General features: G+C 46.4%; 11 protein-coding genes. 8 read left to right on the forward strand and 3 right to left on the reverse strand.

Annotation, left to right across the window (positions count from 1 at the left end):
- Positions 1 to 55: 55 nt before the first annotated feature.
- Positions 56 to 1,075, forward strand: a complete 1,020-nt coding sequence (locus tag ABIE27_RS01025) for a hypothetical protein (protein WP_429349718.1) — start codon at positions 56 to 58, stop codon at positions 1,073 to 1,075.
- 232 nt (positions 1,076 to 1,307) lie between these two features.
- On the opposite strand, the gene ABIE27_RS01030 is transcribed toward ABIE27_RS01025, so the two are convergent.
- On the reverse strand, positions 1,308 to 1,901 hold the full coding sequence (locus tag ABIE27_RS01030) for a DedA family protein (RefSeq protein WP_123062763.1): 594 nt from the start codon (positions 1,899 to 1,901) through the stop codon (positions 1,308 to 1,310).
- Between the two features lie 386 nt (positions 1,902 to 2,287).
- Here ABIE27_RS01030 and ABIE27_RS01035 point away from each other — a divergent pair, with 386 nt between their 5' ends.
- From ABIE27_RS01035 to ABIE27_RS01045, 3 genes are all read left to right on the forward strand, one after another.
- Complete coding sequence (locus tag ABIE27_RS01035) at positions 2,288 to 5,479, forward strand: GNAT family N-acetyltransferase (RefSeq protein ID WP_429349719.1); 3,192 nt, start codon at positions 2,288 to 2,290, stop codon at positions 5,477 to 5,479.
- Positions 5,466 to 6,341, forward strand: a complete 876-nt coding sequence (locus tag ABIE27_RS01040; RefSeq protein WP_123062761.1) for an amidohydrolase family protein — start codon at positions 5,466 to 5,468, stop codon at positions 6,339 to 6,341. Before ABIE27_RS01035 ends, ABIE27_RS01040 begins: the two co-directional genes overlap by 14 nt.
- A gap of 238 nt (positions 6,342 to 6,579) precedes the next feature.
- Positions 6,580 to 8,640 carry a methyl-accepting chemotaxis protein gene (locus ABIE27_RS01045; protein ID WP_429349720.1) on the forward strand — a complete coding sequence of 687 codons (2,061 nt, stop codon included), beginning with the start codon at positions 6,580 to 6,582 and terminating at the stop codon, positions 8,638 to 8,640.
- Positions 8,641 to 8,871: 231 nt separating this feature from the next.
- Here ABIE27_RS01045 and ABIE27_RS01050 read toward each other — a convergent pair whose 3' ends face one another.
- Entirely contained in the window at positions 8,872 to 9,180 is a 309-nt protein-coding gene (locus ABIE27_RS01050; RefSeq protein WP_123062759.1) for a hypothetical protein, read from the reverse strand.
- A 213-nt stretch (positions 9,181 to 9,393) separates the two neighbouring features.
- Positions 9,394 to 9,756: an iron-sulfur cluster biosynthesis family protein gene (locus tag ABIE27_RS01055; RefSeq protein WP_123062758.1), complete on the reverse strand. Its 363-nt coding sequence runs from the start codon at positions 9,754 to 9,756 to the stop codon at positions 9,394 to 9,396.
- Between the two features lie 110 nt (positions 9,757 to 9,866).
- Here ABIE27_RS01055 and ABIE27_RS01060 point away from each other — a divergent pair, with 110 nt between their 5' ends.
- The 4 genes from ABIE27_RS01060 (at position 9,867) to ABIE27_RS01075 (ending at position 16,745) form a co-directional block, all read left to right on the forward strand.
- Entirely contained in the window at positions 9,867 to 10,739 is an 873-nt protein-coding gene (locus ABIE27_RS01060; protein ID WP_429349721.1) for a metallophosphoesterase family protein, read from the forward strand.
- A gap of 90 nt (positions 10,740 to 10,829) precedes the next feature.
- A complete protein-coding gene (locus ABIE27_RS01065; protein WP_123062756.1) occupies positions 10,830 to 11,858 on the forward strand; it encodes a LacI family DNA-binding transcriptional regulator in 1,029 nt (342 codons plus the stop codon).
- Between the two features lie 226 nt (positions 11,859 to 12,084).
- Positions 12,085 to 13,581, forward strand: coding sequence for a glycoside hydrolase family 30 protein (locus ABIE27_RS01070; RefSeq protein WP_429349722.1), 1,497 nt, complete (start codon positions 12,085 to 12,087; stop codon positions 13,579 to 13,581).
- Positions 13,582 to 13,694: 113 nt separating this feature from the next.
- Positions 13,695 to 16,745: a beta-galactosidase gene (locus ABIE27_RS01075; RefSeq protein WP_429349723.1), complete on the forward strand. Its 3,051-nt coding sequence runs from the start codon at positions 13,695 to 13,697 to the stop codon at positions 16,743 to 16,745.
- Positions 16,746 to 16,864 lie beyond the last annotated feature (119 nt).

The raw sequence follows: 16,864 nt of genomic DNA on the forward strand, positions 1-16,864 counted from the left end.
CATTATTTATGCATACATGATTAGGAATAATAGTATAAAGGAGAGTGAGCGCAACATGGAGAAAAAATTAGAGATTCAAACTCCCTCTATTCAAACATTTTTAAATCATGCATACCCGCTAGCAATATTAGAGAAGGACGAAGCTTTCTTAGGTTGGTATTATACAAACTACACTCAGCTTTATACTTTTAACAATAGGAAAAACCCCGTAGGAGACTTTAAAATCGATTTCTATTCTCACAATGGAAAATACCCTAATATCCCTTTTCTTGCGTCTGCCAATATGGATGGACATATTATCAGAACCTTCGAAAAAAGTATTCTGGATATAGTAATAGAAAATATTGACTTGAATTACTATTTAGAAGTCGGCATCGATGAATATTACTGGTCTAATAAAAAAAGTTATATGCAGGAACATTTCCATCATGACAATTTAATATATGGTTACAATGATAATGATAGAGTGCTGTATTATCTTGGATACAATCAAGACATGATATTTGGTCAGTATTCTGTTTCATATGAAGAGTTTGTTTCATCATTCACAGAAGATCCGGACTCAACGATTAAATTCATAAAAAATATAACTCCTGAATTAACAAGTACGACTACCAAATATGTTTATCATTTTAATTTAAATTTTGATCTGGATATTTTCCGAATTTATTTAGAAGACTTCCTTCAATCCAGAAATTCTTTCCTTACACATAGAGGCAGTGAAGACTCTGTTTTCGGATTAGCAATATATGATGAGTTGATAAATAGATTTTCTGATGACATCCTTCTCAGTAAGGATATGAGATTATATAGAATAATATGGGAGCACAAGAACGTTTTCAATAAAAGAATAGATTATTTGAATTCTAAAGGGTATTTGAAAACCGGGAGTTATGAAAGCTTATCAAGTAAGTCTAGATCCCTCTGTAATGAGAGCTTGTTGTTAAAAAATTTATCAATGAAATATTCCATTACTAATGATATGAAAGTTTTTCTGAAAATCTCAAACAAATTAAAGGAAATACAATTGTTTGAAGAACAATTGGTAAACGATTTATTAGTATCTATTACATAGTCGTTTTTTGGTTTATCTGAAAAGCTCATATGCAAAATATTTTTGGTTCAGTATCCAATGTTACATAAGAAGAGATCTACTTATAGCGGAGATGCTTCTTCTTTTTTTTTAAAACAAAGGCCCCGCCGATTCTCACAATCGCCGGGGCTTTACTATTATTCTAACAAGTTGAAGGTTAAGCTAACCGTAACGTCCCATCGCCCTTCCTTACTTCAACAAGCCTCTGCCTTGTCTAAGCCGGTCTTTTTTTCCAACGTTTCAACAGCATGTACAGTCCAAAACCAATCAGGAAGATCATGCCTGCCGGGATGACATACGGTTTAACAACTTCGCCGACTTCTTCCCATTGTGCGCCCAGTTTGTAACCGAGGTAGACGTAGATGGATGTGATCGGAAGCATGGCCAGGAAGGTAAAAATACTGAATTTGAATACGTTCATCTTCGCCATTCCGCAAGGGATGGAGATGACGGTTCGAATGCCGGGTACGAAGCGTCCATAGAAAGCGACTCCGCTGCCGTATTTTTCGAAAAACTTATCGGAAGCCTCAACATGGTGGGGGCGAATGAGGAAGTATTTGCCGTACTTCTCGACCATCGGTCTGCCGCCGTAGCGTCCAAGTGCATATAACGTCAATGGGCCAAATGTGCCGCCAACGGTTCCTGCCAGAATAGCCAACCACAGCTTCATATCCCCGAGATATACCCAATATCCCGCCATGGGCAGAACGAGTTCAGCAGGGACAAATTCAAAGGACAAGGCAATAACGAGACCTGCGTATGATAAATCTTTAAAAAAAAGTATAAATTGCGTAATCCATTCCGTCATGCTTTCCCTCCACGAATCTATCTATTTTTGATATAAGTAGATATTGCTCTCTTCAGAGTAACAAGGGTGAATAACGCTTGTCAAAACTCACAGGCGAGGCCATTTTTTCTTTCACCACCGGATATGTTAGCCTATACATAAGCCTGAGAGAGCCCCTAGATAGATACGGACGACCACGGTCTAAGGTTTCTTATTTACTTATAATCGTTCTAGAGCCAATATGAATCTATGAGACGAAGACGCTCTGAAAATGTTTCCAAATATAGTATGATAAGACTATCGCTAGATTTGCTACATATAACCTTGATTACTTCAATAGCGATCAGACGAAGGCCAGTTAGTGTTCACGAAGACCATCCTATACATATAGAGAAGGAGAATGGAACATGAACGTACAATCACAAACGATCATCGATCAGATCCGCATTGTTGAATACAACGCTTCTTATGCCGCCAGCTTGGCAGATATGTGGAATCGAAGTAATGAGAGCTGGGGAGGCGGCACGAGGCAGCGGACAGAGGAAACGATTCGCCAGGAGATGGAAAATTCATCTAATTTGCATGTGTTTCTGGCTGTTCATGAGGAAGAGGTCGTCGGCTTTTGCAGCTTTGCCCATTACCGTTTTGACGAGAATGCACTATATGTACCACTACTTAACGTACGCCCGGACTACCACGGGTACAAGATTGGCCGCAATCTGATCTTAAAAGCAGTGGAGAAAACAGTCGAGGCCGGATGGCCGCGCCTGGATCTATTCACATGGCCGGGCAATATGAAGGCGGTGCCGATGTACAAGAAATGCGGTTTCTTTTGGGAGAAAAAAGACGACAGCGTACATCTCATGAACTTTATCCCGACCGTACTACAGACGGAGGCGCTGGTACCGTACTTTGAAACATTAGATTGGTATGCCGACAGCACCCGTGAACTGGTGATCGAGCCGGATGGACGTCAGGACAACGGGTTTGATTTCTTGGATTATACATGGGAAAAAGGGGAACTCTCCCTGCGGGCAACTTTTGAAAAAACAGGCCGCGGCTTGGCCGCTCTCGAAACGCCGGATTACCACATCCACACCGAAGTAGATCATCATGATCTGGTGTTTGGTTCGAGTTACCCCGTGCGTTATCATATTCAAAATAAATCCAATTTCAATCTTGAGTTCGAGATCAAAGGACAGGACGACAAAAATATCCGTTTTGCTATGGATGTCGCGCAAACGTTGCAACCAGGCGAAACGATTACCGTAGAAGGAGAATTTTACCTCGATCCGGTGACCGAAGAACAGAACAAGAACAAAACACATCCAGTCATCTGTAGTGCTTGGCTTATTGGCGGCAAGAAAGCTCAGTTCCGTCTCGGCGTTCATCCTAAATTCCCTGCGAAGATTACGCCAGTTCTCCCCGTAAAGGAACTATATCCGGGTACTTCAGCAGAGCTGATCCTGAACGTGGAAAACAATGTGAATACAGAAACAGAATTCGTTATGGAACTGCAGGCAGACGCTTTTCTAGACTGGACTGAGCACACACTGCGCTTCACTGTACCTGCGAAGGGCAAACGCTCCGTGTCCGTTCCGTTTACATTGCATTCGTATGGAATATATGCCCAGGACGTGGAGATTACCGCTGTTCCGGCGGGGGGATCAGAGATTACTTTTACAAGAAAACTGTCTGTACTGATGAAGGGCATTGAAGGCAGGTATGGCGGAGAGGCGAATGGACAATGGATTGCGGTGAACGGGGCGTACTCCCTCCATATGAATAAACATGATAATGTCATGTGGATCGAATATCCGGGGTCGCGTCACTCCTTCTGGTGGAACTATCCGAAGCTAGGGAAACCGTACTCGGAGGAGTTGTCCCTGAAAGAAGCCAAAGAAGTACAGATTGTGGCTGAGGGGAATCATCAGGTTATGGAAGCGGTCTATGAATTGGAAAATTTCCCGGGATTACGGCTGAAGACGGTTGCCAAGCTGTCCGCTAACGGAATCGCTACGTTCTCTCACGAGGTTGTGAATACACGTGATACGGCATGGGAGGAAGAACTGTTCCTGATGGATCACTTCGGTTTCTTCGGCAATCGGCTCATTCTGCCCTATCAGGGTCGTTTTGTGGATATGGGGGATGATTATGCCGGCGATCCGAACCATTGGGATACGGGACAGATTACGGAAAACTGGCTGTTTTGCAAGGAAGAGCATGGTGCGTGCGGCATCTACTGGGACCCTTCGCTGAAGCTGATTAAGCCTGAATATACATTGGCATTACAGCATGAGCTGGGACGTTTGGAAGCCGGAGCTTCGGTAGCCACGAAGGAAACGGTATTTGCGCTCAATACGTTTGCCAAGTGGTCGGATTTCCGCGCTTTCGCCCGTAAACAACCTAATGGGATTATTCCGATGCTGGACAGTCATCTGGATGTGACGCTGAATGATGGCGATCCATTTGCTGCGGATGTACTTCAAGCTGAATTAGTCGAGCGTAAGCTTGTTCCGCTTGTAGGTACATTGGAGCTGTACGTACAGCAGGGTGGTGATTCGGAGATTAAAGCTCGTACGATAGAATTTAATGCGACGGAGCAGTCGAACTCGGTTAAGCTGGAGTTTTCACCTGAGGATACCGAAACGGCAGATGATATAAACAAGCGCATGAACGGCTGGAAAGTCCGCGGGGTCTATCGTGGAGAGGATCGGATTCAGGAACGAACGTCTCTTTGGTTTCCGAAGACACGATCCGAGGTGCAACAAGGGATTGAAGAAGGAAAAGAAGGATCAGGGACGTTATATACCGTAAACAATGGTGTGTTATCTATTACGGCTGATCCAGCATTCGGGGGGATTGTACACTCTCTGAAAGTTCAAGGCGAGGAATGGCTAGACAGTTCATATCCTGAACCTACTGCTCGTTCGTGGTGGAATCCTTGGTACGGCGGGATGGCTGTCGATATTCCAGGTATGAACGGATTTAGCCGTCAATTGGAGCAAACGGGTCTATCCTGGTCAGAGCAGAAGGATCAATTCGGTAATGTGTGGAAAGGCTTGAAGGTGACTACCCGCATTGAGAAACATGAGGCGAACCGGGGACTGACCATTCATCAGCATTATCTGATGTTACCTGGGGTTCCTGTACTCTGTACCTTGCTGGCTGTGACCAACAAGTCTGGTCTCACACGAGCGAATTATGCTCTTACAGAAGGTCATTTCTTCAAACCTTCGGATGTGTATACAGAAGGTTGGATCGAGCAACCGGGTCAAGATCGTTTTCCGCTCGGCAAAGTAGACATTGGCCTGCCTTTAAAAGATATTTTTCGGACAGGCTCGCTTTCACGTCAAAACATGCTGCATGCGGTGAATCGTTACCCGAACCAGAATGCCTGGGCTTTTGCTAACAATTTGGTGACAGGACATAACGTAACACATGAGCTTACGATGCAACATGGCGAAACCGTCTGGACGGAGCCAACCTATCTTGTTCTGGGGCCGATCCCACTCGATACGGGAGATGTACATGATCTGTTGAAGCTGAACTTTGTAACATCAACAAGCGAAGAGGAGGCCTCCGATGCCCATCATTGATATTCACATTCATCTATCGGATATCGACAGCTTTCACCGTACCGCAATTGACCTGTCCAAAGTAGACTACAGCGCGGCGGGTCTCAAGGCGGAATTTGACCGAAATGACGTCATTCTTGGCATCGGCATGGGGGTGAGCGAGCAGACGAAGGGTGCCTTCCCCGATTCCAGTTCGCCTAACCCGATGGGTCTGGATCTGGAAGAACAGGTTCCATCGTTTCTAATGGAGTGTGTTGGAATTAATCCGAACAGGCTGGGTGGTAAACAAGCTCAAGACGAACTGGACAGGATCGAAGCCAGATTGCAGTCGCCCGAAGTTGCTGGAATCAAGCTGTATGCTGGATATTATCACCACTATGTGTATGACAAAATCTATACCCCGGTCTATGAGCTGGCGGCAAAATACAATCTGCCTGTGGTCATCCATACCGGAGACACCTACTCCATGAACGGGCTGCTCAAATATTCGCATCCGCTAACGGTGGACGAGCTTGCGTTGCAACAACGAGGTGTAAACTTCATGATCTGTCATCTGGGTGATCCCTGGGTCATGGATGCTGCTGAGGTGGTTGCTAAGAACCCTAATGTGTACGCAGATTTATCTGGGCTTGTAGTGGGGGATCGCCCTCACTTCGAACGCTTTATGAACGAACCGCTGTTTATGGATCATTTCCGCCGGGCGTTGGTCTACTCGGATCATTATGAGAAAATGTTATTCGGAACTGACTGGCCGCTTGCGCCTATCGATCTGTATGCCGAATTCGTCCGCAGGCTTGTGCCGGAGCAGCACCATGAGAAGGTTTTTTACGAGAACGCATTTGGCCTGTTTCCTCGTATTGGGAAGCGTATTGCGAATCTATAGCCCCCGAACAAGCTCTTGCCATTTTGCGGCAGGAGCTTGTTTTCTTTTTAAATAAGAGAAATTGCTGTTCATTGAGTTCACTACCACCATTCATTCCAATTTGTAATAAATTTAGATCGTTAAAATTTTTTTTGTACAAATGCTCCATTCACTGTCAGATTATTGGATTCATGCCGATATTAAAATATCAAATATTATATGGGTTCATACAAAATCAGGATGGATGGTGGAGGTATTCATGTTTTTTGCAAAAGCAGGACAGCGACTAAGAAATATGTCTTTTCGGGTCAAATTACCATTAATGATCAGTCTTCTCGTGTGTATCGTACTGACCGTAACAGCTGTGCTGTGTTATAAGATAGCTGAAGGCATTACTCAGGATAAAAGTAAAGATGAAATTCATGCGAATTCTGATCGGATTGGAGCAGGGCTGTTTACTTCCTTGCAGTTGTCTAAGCAAGCGGCATTTCTCATGACCAAACATAAGGCCTTTGAACAATTGCTTTCCATACGGAGTGCAAATGAAGGACAGGAAGCAAATGTCTTTTTTGAGGAAAATCAAACTCTAATCAATGAATCTAATGATATCTTAGCCCAAAGCTTGGAAGGCATTGAGGGCGCCGTTGTGCTTATGCTGATTGATAAGAATGGCACGGTAGTCGCAGCGAACGACCCGAAGACCGTAGGCGGAGATCGCGCGGATCGAGGCTACTTTAAGGAAGCGATACAAGGGCGTCAGGTGATCAGTGATGGTATCATTTCCAAAACGCTGGGTACACTTGGCACTGTATTTGCTTCCCCGATGTATGATGAGAATAAGCAAGTAAACGGGGTGCTCATTGCCACGATATCCACTTCATTTTTTGTGAACCAATTGCAGAACGTCAAGATTAACGATGAAGGTAAAGTGATTGTTCTGGATCGGGTGGGTAAAGTGATGTATCACTCGGCAGATGCAAATCTGGCAGGGAAACCGCTGGAAACCGGGGAATACAAGTCTCTTGTAGATTTGCCTCCAAGTAATGAATTACAACAGGGCGAGGTAAGCACGGACGAGAAAGTGGTGTTTTATTCCAAAATTCCGCAATCGGACTGGACGATTATTGTTGAGGATTCCTACGTCGATGTCAATCAGCCTCTAACAAGCATGGCGAATAAAATGTATATCGTTCTGTTCAGCTCCATTGCCTTCTCTGTCATTGTGGGTATTCTACTCTCACGGGTGATGACAAGACCGGTTACATCCATTACCGCACTGTTTAAACAGCTTGCGGGGGGAGACTTGACGGTACAGGCGAAGGAAAAATACAGCGGGGAGTTCAGCGAACTGGCGGATAGCTTCAACACGATGGCTGAAGGGAACAGACAGCTAATCGCCAGTATGAACGCTTCTATTGGTGTTTTGAATAAAAGTACTGCGGAACTGGATAAGTCTGCACAGCAGACAGCTGCATCGATTACCGATACCACTGCCACTGCACTTGAAATATCCCGTGCAATGGAGTCGCAGGCTAACGATACAGAGGCGATCGTGGATCAATTTATGAACGTGGGTAGCAAAATTGTAAAAGTCAACGGGATGTCCCAGTCTGTCATGGCTAAGGCTGATGAGATTACGGATGCATTCCGAGATAATCATGAAGTGATCGATGCCCTCATCGCCGTTAATGATCGGAATGAAGCAGAGGTAAATAACATCTCAAAGATTACGGTTCAACTTGCAGCGAGCTCATCCGGTATTCAACAGATCACAAGCACCATTGCCGAGATTGCGAATCAGACTAAACTGCTTGCGCTGAATGCGTCTATTGAAGCGGCACGGGCAGGAGAGCAGGGGCGTGGATTTGCCGTCGTGGCCTCCGAAATACGCAAGCTCGCCGAACAGACAACGGCGCAGTCCGAAGACATTAACCGTATCGTCATGCAGACGATTGAACATGTGGAGCAGAATAACCAGAGTGTACAGGCCATTGAGGCCATTGCCGAGCAGCATAAGAGCAGTGTGATGCAAACGAAGGAAACCTTTAATTTTGCGACGCGAAATATGCAAAATATGATGAATCAGGTGCTGGCGATTGCCTCCGAGATTGAGTCCATTGAACGGGATAAGGACGAAGTCCTTGGCGCTGCACAGAACTTGTCCGCTTCGGGTGAGGAAGTATCTGCATCCATTGAAGAAGTCACCGCAACGATGGAGGAGCAGTCTGGAATGACCGAGCATTTGGCCGAACTTGTGCAGACCATCGATGCTTTGACTAAACAGCTCGCTGAGGAATCGGCACGGTTTAAAACGAGCTAGTAAGGATTGAATGAAGCGAACCTAACTTAATACTTCAATGACTTGTCATTAAACGATTAAACCTCCTATCTATTACAGTAGATTGGGAGGTTTTTTATTCTGGTACCATAAGAATAGTAACAATACCAAGGGATCAAATCTCATTTTTTGACAAACTCCGATACCAGCGTGAAGTTATTGATGAACCCTTCTTTTTGTAAAAAAACAGTCTCAATCTCGTCCGTTTTCATATCATAATAGCGCCAACGAAACTACGGTCAAGGGATATTGAGAGTTATATGGCAAGTCAGTCATTTTATCGAGAGCTTTGGACTGTAAATCATAAGTATATACATTCATTTTCATTCCATCAGTTGAATCTGTCCCATTGACGTATTCGGTATTAGTAATGGAAAGGTATTCACGTTTCTGTGCTTCACCAGGCTTAATTGCTGGTGGAGGGACTTTAATGCTGCTTTCACCACTACTGCATCCTGATATCAACATGAGTGAGATTATGAGTACGAAAATAGCTGGGTATAGAATATAGCGCTTCCTCATCGTTAGTCCTCTTTTCTTTGGTCGTACCGTGTTTAGGGAGTTTGTAAAATAAACGTTACAAGTTGGAGAAGGGTTTGGTTATCAATCAACATAACAATATAAAGAACTTGCTCTGGAATTTGGTTAATAAACAAATTCACCAACAAAACCTCCCTTTCCGCAAAATTGTGGGAGAGGGAGGTTTTGTTCCTAATCTTCATAAATGCAAACTGACTATTTAATAGACCATTCCGTAGATTCGGACGTTACATTAGCTACATCCCGGAGATCATGTACCTTTACGTTGTTTCCGTAAATCGTCGAATCACTGCTCAGACGGAAGGAAGGGAAGTTATTTTCGGTTTGAAGACGTAAACAGGGTTCAAAGTGAATTTTTTGCTCTTTATTAATCACAAACGGAAGCGAACCTGCCTCAATAGGCACGTCATCACTGTCTCGTTCATTTAAGATCAGAAGTACCGCAATTCCATCACAGCCGCAACCATCGGTATCATAAAACAATTTGAAAAAGCCGGGCCGTTCGCCCAGTTGCTCCATAAGTCGTGCTTCTGCCTGCGGACTCACTTGAATGATCATGGCGTCGTCACACTCCTTTGTTTCCCAATGAATTCGCTTACAACTTAATATATGGACCATAATTGCCGATTAGAAGGTAAAATAATATATAAGGAAAGGGGAGAGCTAATTTGAAAATACGGCGACTAAATGATGATCCCATTGAACATTATGCGTATTGGAATGCGATTCCTGGCGGCGAGGTCATTCAGGCTCAGCTGCCGATCTATCATGGCACATTAGCTGGCTTGCCAGACGGCCTCGATGCACTGATTGTCACTTCAGATTTGCAGGGAATTGTACCTGTAATGGAGAAGGAATCTGATGCCGCCTCTGACACGGGGGCCACGGATAAGCTTTTGGGTGAGATGTTGCCTGCCTATATTCGCCTACTGATGGAGGTGGAATGGCCTGAGCTCGATCCGCATAAGACAGGTGTGCTGTTATGTGGAGATATGTATGCCCTGCGCGGGAAAAGAGGAGCGAGCGGCAATCCGGTTCCCGTCTGGCTTGCCTTCAGGGAAGCCTTCGGCTGGGTTGCCGGCGTCCACGGCAACCACGATATAACCGATGATGCAGACGCTCATCGGTTACACCGCAGCGAGGGCATCCATTGCATGGATGGCCCAGCTGCAATTATCAGCGCTGGCCCCCTACCGGGTGGCCTTGCGCCCCATGCCGCAAGGCTCGGCCAGCTGCGCATCGCGGGCCTTGGCGGCATCATCGGCAGGCCGGACAAGCCGAACCGGCTGCCGGCAGAGCCGTACCTGCAATCCGTACGCAAGCTGCTGAAGCAGCAGCCGGATTGCTTGCTTTTGCACCAAAGCCCGGGCATCGCCGAGCTTGGGCTTAGGGGTGAACCGCTCATCAGGCAGGCCTTGGAGGCCGGGCCGGATACGCTTGTGTTCAGCGGGCATACCCATTGGGATATGCCTTTGGTTCAACTGAGCAACGGCACACAAGTGGTGAATGCCGACAGCAGGCTGTTTATTTTCACGCGCTAAGCAGTTTATAGAATGAAATGCATTTCATTCGTGATATCTTATCTGGTATGATAAGCAGGTAAATAGAGAAAAAAGGAAGGTTTCCCCCCTATGACATCGATCACCATATATGATATTGCGAAAGAAGCAAATGTATCTGTATCGACCGTCTCCCGGGTGTTGAATGATACGGCTCCGGTTCGTGCCAGCACGCGAGAGAAGATCATGTCGATTATCGAGAAACATCAGTTTCAACCGAACGCTCAGGCACGCAGTCTGATCAAGAAAGAGACGGGAACCATCGCTATCATCTTGCCGGATATCACCAACCCCTTTTTCCCAGAAGTGTTCTGGGGGGCAGAGAATGAAGCACGTGGACTCGGGTATACGTTCTTTTTATGTAACACAGCGGGGGACTCTAATCGTGAGTCCGAATATCTCTCCATTTTGCGGGAGAAACGGGTGGATGGAATTATCTTTCTCGGCGGACGTATTAACTTGCAGGTCTGTCCGGATAATATGGCACAGGAATTGATGGATATGAGCAGGCATATGCCCATTGTGCTGGTCAACGGTAACATTGCCAAGAGTGGACTTCACCGGGTATACACAGATGAGGGAGCCGGAGCAGCTATGGCTGCAGAGCATCTACTTGAGCTGGGGCATCGGGAGATTGCTTTTGTCGGGGGATTGAAGGAGTTATCTACCACGATGGTTAAGGTGAAAGCAGTACAGAAGAAATTACGTGAACATGGGATTGAAATACCGAAAGAACGCCAGCTGTTAGGTGGTTTCTCGATTGACGACGGCAAGCGGGAGATGTCCAAACTTCTGCAGCAGGACAATCCGCCAACAGCAGTGATTTGTGTCAACGACAATAGTGCGATTGGTGCAATTAAATCGACCATTGAGTATGGTTTGTCGATCCCGAAAGATATTTCGATCATCGGTTTTGATGATACACCGCTAGCGAGTGCCGTGATCCCTGAGCTGACAACGATATCCCAGAATACGTATCAACTGGGCAAACAGGCCGTGGATGTGTTGCATGAGCTGATCAATCAAGGCAAACCGAAGAAACAGAATGTATTGGAACCTAGGCTGATTATCCGCCAAAGTACAGGACCTGCCGCCCGGTAGTGGGTCTGGTTCTCAAAAAAAGAAAGCGTTGACATTTCTTTGAAGCGTGAAATATAATGAGGGCGTAAATGAGACCCTTTTCATCCTGTGGAACGGGTTTTAGTTTTCGATCTAATGAAACCCATTTCATGAAATCGGTTTCAAAAAGTTTAACTAACAAGAACAATTTCACAAAAGGAACTACATCAACTTAGAAGATCAATGGATCACGAAAGAAGGAGTCACGATGGCACATCATGAACAGCGTTTCAGGGGCAGACGAGGTTTGGTATTCGCAGGTACAGCTTTGCTTGCCTTGGTGGCGGTAGGAGGAATGGCTATCAATCATTATATGAATTCATCTCCCAAGACACTTGTATTCCAGGAAGATCCGGTGCATCTCAAGCTGGAGCAGTCGTATGATCATTTTGAAGGCTGGGGTACCTCACTGGCTTGGTGGGCGAATGATCTCGGCGGCTGGAAGGATCAAACGAAGGTGGATGAGGTTATGGATCTGATATTTGACCCTGCCAAAGGTTTAGGACTGAATATCGTTCGTTACAATATTGGCGGCGAAGAGAACCCAGAGATGAACGCGCTTCGTCCAGGCGGTGACGTTCCAGGTTTTCAGCCTGAGCCAGGCAAGTGGGACTGGGAAGCGGATGCGGGTCAGCGTTCCGTCATGCAGGGTGCGATCAAACGCGGAGTCAACATCACGGAGGCCTTCTCCAACTCACCTCCGTATTGGATGACAATTAGTGGTTCGGTCACTGGTTCTGAGGATGCCGGTAATAATCTGCGTGAAGATCAGTATGATGCGTTCGCTGACTATTTGACTGAAGTGGTGAAGCATTATCGGGATACGTGGGGCATTACATTTCGTTCCCTTGATCCGCTGAATGAACCTTCTGCCAACTGGTGGAAAAAGGGCAATCAGCAGGAGGGCAGTCATTTCAGTACCGAGAAACAGGCCGAAATTATTAAGAAAACGGCCGCCTCGCTCCAAAACAAAGGACTGGATGGCACGGTAATCAGTGCTGCGGACGATAACAGCATCGATGAGACCGTATTTAATTTCAGCTTGTATGACCAGGACACGCTTGATGCGGTGCAACAGATTAATACCCATTCTTATAACGGCAGCAAAATGGATGAACTGCGTGCAATGGCTGATAAACTCGGCAAAAAGCTCTGGATGTCCGAATATGGTACCGGCGGCAGTGAGCCGCACAACCATGAGGACATGACCTCGGTACAGGAACTGGCAGACAGGATCATGTTTGATCTCAAAATCATGCAACCGTCCGCCTGGGTATACTGGCAAGCTGTTGAAGACGAAGGAGCGAACAACAACTGGGGCTTCATTCATGCGAATTTTAACGGTGATGAGCAATACGAGTTGACCAAGCAATATTACGGCATGGCCCAGTTCACGAAGTACATTCGTCCAGGTGCGGTCATTATTCCGACAGATGAAGGCAGAACACTTGCGGCTTATGATGCCAAGGCACAGCGGCTTGTACTGGTGATTCGGAATGAGCTGTCAGCGGAAAACAAAGCATTTGACCTGACTGGCTGGGATGTTGCCAAAACAGGCTCGGCCCAGGTGTACCAGACATCACCGGAACTCAATATGGAGAAGCTGGAGGATATCCCGGTATACGCCAACGGTATTGAAGTGCCAACCGCAGATAACTCCATCACTACTGTCGTGCTTGAAGGTGTTATGCCATCTGCAGAGTAATAGCACAGAATAACAGCGATCTGCAAGTTATTCTGGCATCGGAGTGCTCCGTGTAAATTCGCAGTTCAATAGAGAGCGTTCTTTATTCATAAAAAGAGAAGGAGGGAATTACGTTGATAGAACCAACATCCCTTTTGTTTCAGGAACAAGAGAATAACAAACTTAGCAGCAAGGATGATGTTCAAACGGAGCTGACGTATGATGCACGCAGCTTTTATCTAAACGGTGAACGTATCTTCCTGAATAGTGCGACCATTCATTATTTCCGTATGCCCAAGGAAGAATGGCGTGATGTACTAATGAAGGCCAAGCTGGCAGGCATGAACTGCATTGATACCTATTTTGCATGGAACGTGCACGAACCGGAGGAGGGACAATGGTCCTTCGAAGGAGATAACGACTGCGGTGCATTTCTCGATCTATGTGCAGAGCTGGGCATGTGGGTTATTGCACGTCCAGGACCGTTTATCTGCGCGGAATGGGATTTCGGCGGCTTTCCATACTGGTTGGGTATGAAGGAGGGCGTAAAATTCCGTGAAAATAACGAAACGTACCTTCATTATGTGCAGCTTTACTTTGATCAGATCATCCCGCTGATTCGCAAGCGTCAGTTGTCTGCCGGAGGTACGGTAATCCTCGTCCAGGTCGAAAATGAGTACGGTTATCTGATGGATGATGAAGCCGCAAGCCCACATATGAAAATGCTTAGGGACGGGATACTGGAACGTGGGATAGACGTCCCGCTTATTACTTGTGTTGGCGGAGCGGAAGGAACGATTGAGGGGGCGAACTTCTGGTCTGGTGCGGATGGACATTATGCCAACTTACGAACGAAACAGCCAGACACACCGAAAATCGTTACTGAATTCTGGACCGGCTGGTTTGAAAATTGGGGAGGACCTTCGGCAATCCAGAAGACGGCATCTCTGCTGGATCGAAGAATCATGGAAATTCTGAGAGCAGGATATAGCGGGATCAGTTATTACATGTTCTATGGGGGAACTAATTTCGGCGGATATGGTGGAAGAACGCTGGGTGACAGCGATATTTTCATGATCACATCGTATGATTACGATGCTCCGCTAAGTGAATATGGACGCGTTACGCCGAAATATGCAGTGACGAAAACCCTCTCTTATTTTGTGCGTGCGTTTGGATCACTGCTGATGGAATCTGAGGAAATTGCTGCTGAACAGATTCAGGTTCGGCACCCGGGCGGCATTTCTGTGCGCGGGAGGAAGGCGGGGGAAGAAAAAATCTGGTTCGTGGAGAGTCACAAGGATGAGCGTGAGACGGTGAACGTTACGCTTGAGGAAGGCCGTACGTTGCCGATATCGATTCATCCTGGACAGATTGTTCCTTTGCTTGATCGCGTGCAAATTGCAGAACAAGTGTACCTTACCGCAGGAGCTTTAATAACTGGTAATGAGATGATTAATGGAGAACTGACGTTGTTCATCACAGCTGACAGAGGACAACGCTCGGTGATTGAGCTGGAACTGGGTACAAAGGGGAATGCGATAGCAGGAGGTTTTCTCCTGAAAGAAAGCACGATGCAAGTGCTAATTGAAGAGGATGCGGGGAGAAATGCATATCGTTTTGACATGTTTCATTTTCAGGAGCCAGGCATGATGCGTTTCGAAGCGAGTGGTACCGCCATCCGTTTCATCATCCTGGATCGTGACACGATGAACCGCACATGGCGTGTGGAAACGGCTGATGGCCAAAGCTTGCGTTATGCCATCGGTTTTGACGATGTGGATGTCACGGCGTCCGGTCAAGTGCAGGGAATGGTCTCTGATCCTGAGCGTACAATGATGTTGCTGGGCGACTGGCGAGATGGCGAACGGACACAGACTGGACGTGAGTTTTTTAATCAAAAAGTGAAGGCACAGACTGAATCGGCGTCTATTGCAGTTAAAGATCAGCCTGCTTGGGTGGTTTCCACTGCGCCGCTGGCTCCGGTGTTGTCTAAATCTCCTGACTTCTCCCGTGTTACATTAACGGCAAAGCAACGTTCAGCGAGCGGGTATCCGATGGATTTTTCGGAGTACGGTCAGGACTTTGGCTATCTGCTGTATGAATGTGATTTCGACAGTGCGGTGGGTGGAATGATGAATCTCGTGCTGCCCAAAATACAAGATACTGCGAGAATTATTGTAAACGGTGCCGAGCAAGCACTTGTGCGTCAGGTCGGTGCTGCAGTTGTTCCCGTTCAGATAATTCAGGGGCAGAATAACTTGCAAATGCTTGTACAGCATATGGGCCGACTGAACTTTTCACCGTATCTTGGGGAACGTAAAGGTGTGGCTGGACCGGTGTACCTTGGTGGGCAAGTACAGGATATTCGCCGGAATTGGCATATGGAGTCAGAGACAGGGAAAGAAGGAGGAACAGGAACAGGTACAGGTACAGGAACAGGTACAGGTACAGGTACAGGTACAGGTACAGGTACAGGTACAGGTACAGGTACTATTCATTTGGACGAAGTCAACTCGATTCAAGGAGGAACGGTGCTCCGTCGCAGCTTTACGCTGGATGGTATGGATCGGGCAGTGCTTGTGGGGGCCTTGAGCAAAGGTTTGCGTATTAACGGCATTGAAATTCCGATGCCTGCTTATCAGGACTGGTTTGCGTTCCAGACGCTGGAGCTATCCAGCTACGTTAAGCCTGGAGTTGCAAATACGCTTGAGATGCCATATAGTCGGTCACCACTCACTCGGCTTGAGCTGATTACTTATCTGCATGAGGGTGAGCTTCAGGATTGGCGAATGGCTGGTACGGATGCGCTACTTCCTGCGTCATGGGAGTCATATGATCTCACAGAGGATACACCAGGAGTGACTTCACCGGGCGCTTCATACGGTCAGCCGGTATGGTATCGTTGGCGTTTTGCCAAACCTGTCACAGCCGGACATCACAAAGTAAACCTGATGCTTCGCTTGACGGGCATGAGCAAGGGATCGATCCATGTGAATGGCCATCATCTGGGTCGATACTGGCAGATTGGACCACAGGAGGATTACAAAATTCCTTTTGCCTGGCTGAAGGAAGAGAATGAACTGCTCATTTTTGATGAAGAAGGCAGAACACCGGAACGGGTACGATTGCTGCTGGACGAGATGTCACGATATCCGTGGATCACAGTGGGGAAACAGAAATAGCAACTAAAAACAGCAACTTAAAATAGCTTGTAGAGATAAAAGAAAAAATAAAAGTGAAATATAGAAGCAAGAATAGAATTAAAAATTAGAAGTCTATTAAAAGCCATTGCATCTAAGAT

Source organism: Paenibacillus sp. 4624 (assembly GCF_050435065.1).
GTDB lineage: Bacteria > Bacillota > Bacilli > Paenibacillales > Paenibacillaceae > Paenibacillus > Paenibacillus amylolyticus_D.

Bases quoted from the DNA above. Each gene is read 5' to 3' on its own strand.
- ABIE27_RS01025 (WP_429349718.1), top strand. From the start codon at position 56: ATGGAGAAAAAATTAGAGATTCAAACTCCCTCTATTCAAACATTTTTA.
- ABIE27_RS01030 (WP_123062763.1), bottom strand. From the start codon at position 1,901: ATGACGGAATGGATTACGCAATTTATACTTTTTTTTAAAGATTTATCA.
- ABIE27_RS01035 (WP_429349719.1), top strand. From the start codon at position 2,288: ATGAACGTACAATCACAAACGATCATCGATCAGATCCGCATTGTTGAA.
- ABIE27_RS01040 (WP_123062761.1), top strand. From the start codon at position 5,466: ATGCCCATCATTGATATTCACATTCATCTATCGGATATCGACAGCTTT.
- ABIE27_RS01045 (WP_429349720.1), top strand. From the start codon at position 6,580: ATGTTTTTTGCAAAAGCAGGACAGCGACTAAGAAATATGTCTTTTCGG.
- ABIE27_RS01050 (WP_123062759.1), bottom strand. From the start codon at position 9,180: ATGAGGAAGCGCTATATTCTATACCCAGCTATTTTCGTACTCATAATC.
- ABIE27_RS01055 (WP_123062758.1), bottom strand. From the start codon at position 9,756: ATGATCATTCAAGTGAGTCCGCAGGCAGAAGCACGACTTATGGAGCAA.
- ABIE27_RS01065 (WP_123062756.1), top strand. From the start codon at position 10,830: ATGACATCGATCACCATATATGATATTGCGAAAGAAGCAAATGTATCT.
- ABIE27_RS01070 (WP_429349722.1), top strand. From the start codon at position 12,085: ATGGCACATCATGAACAGCGTTTCAGGGGCAGACGAGGTTTGGTATTC.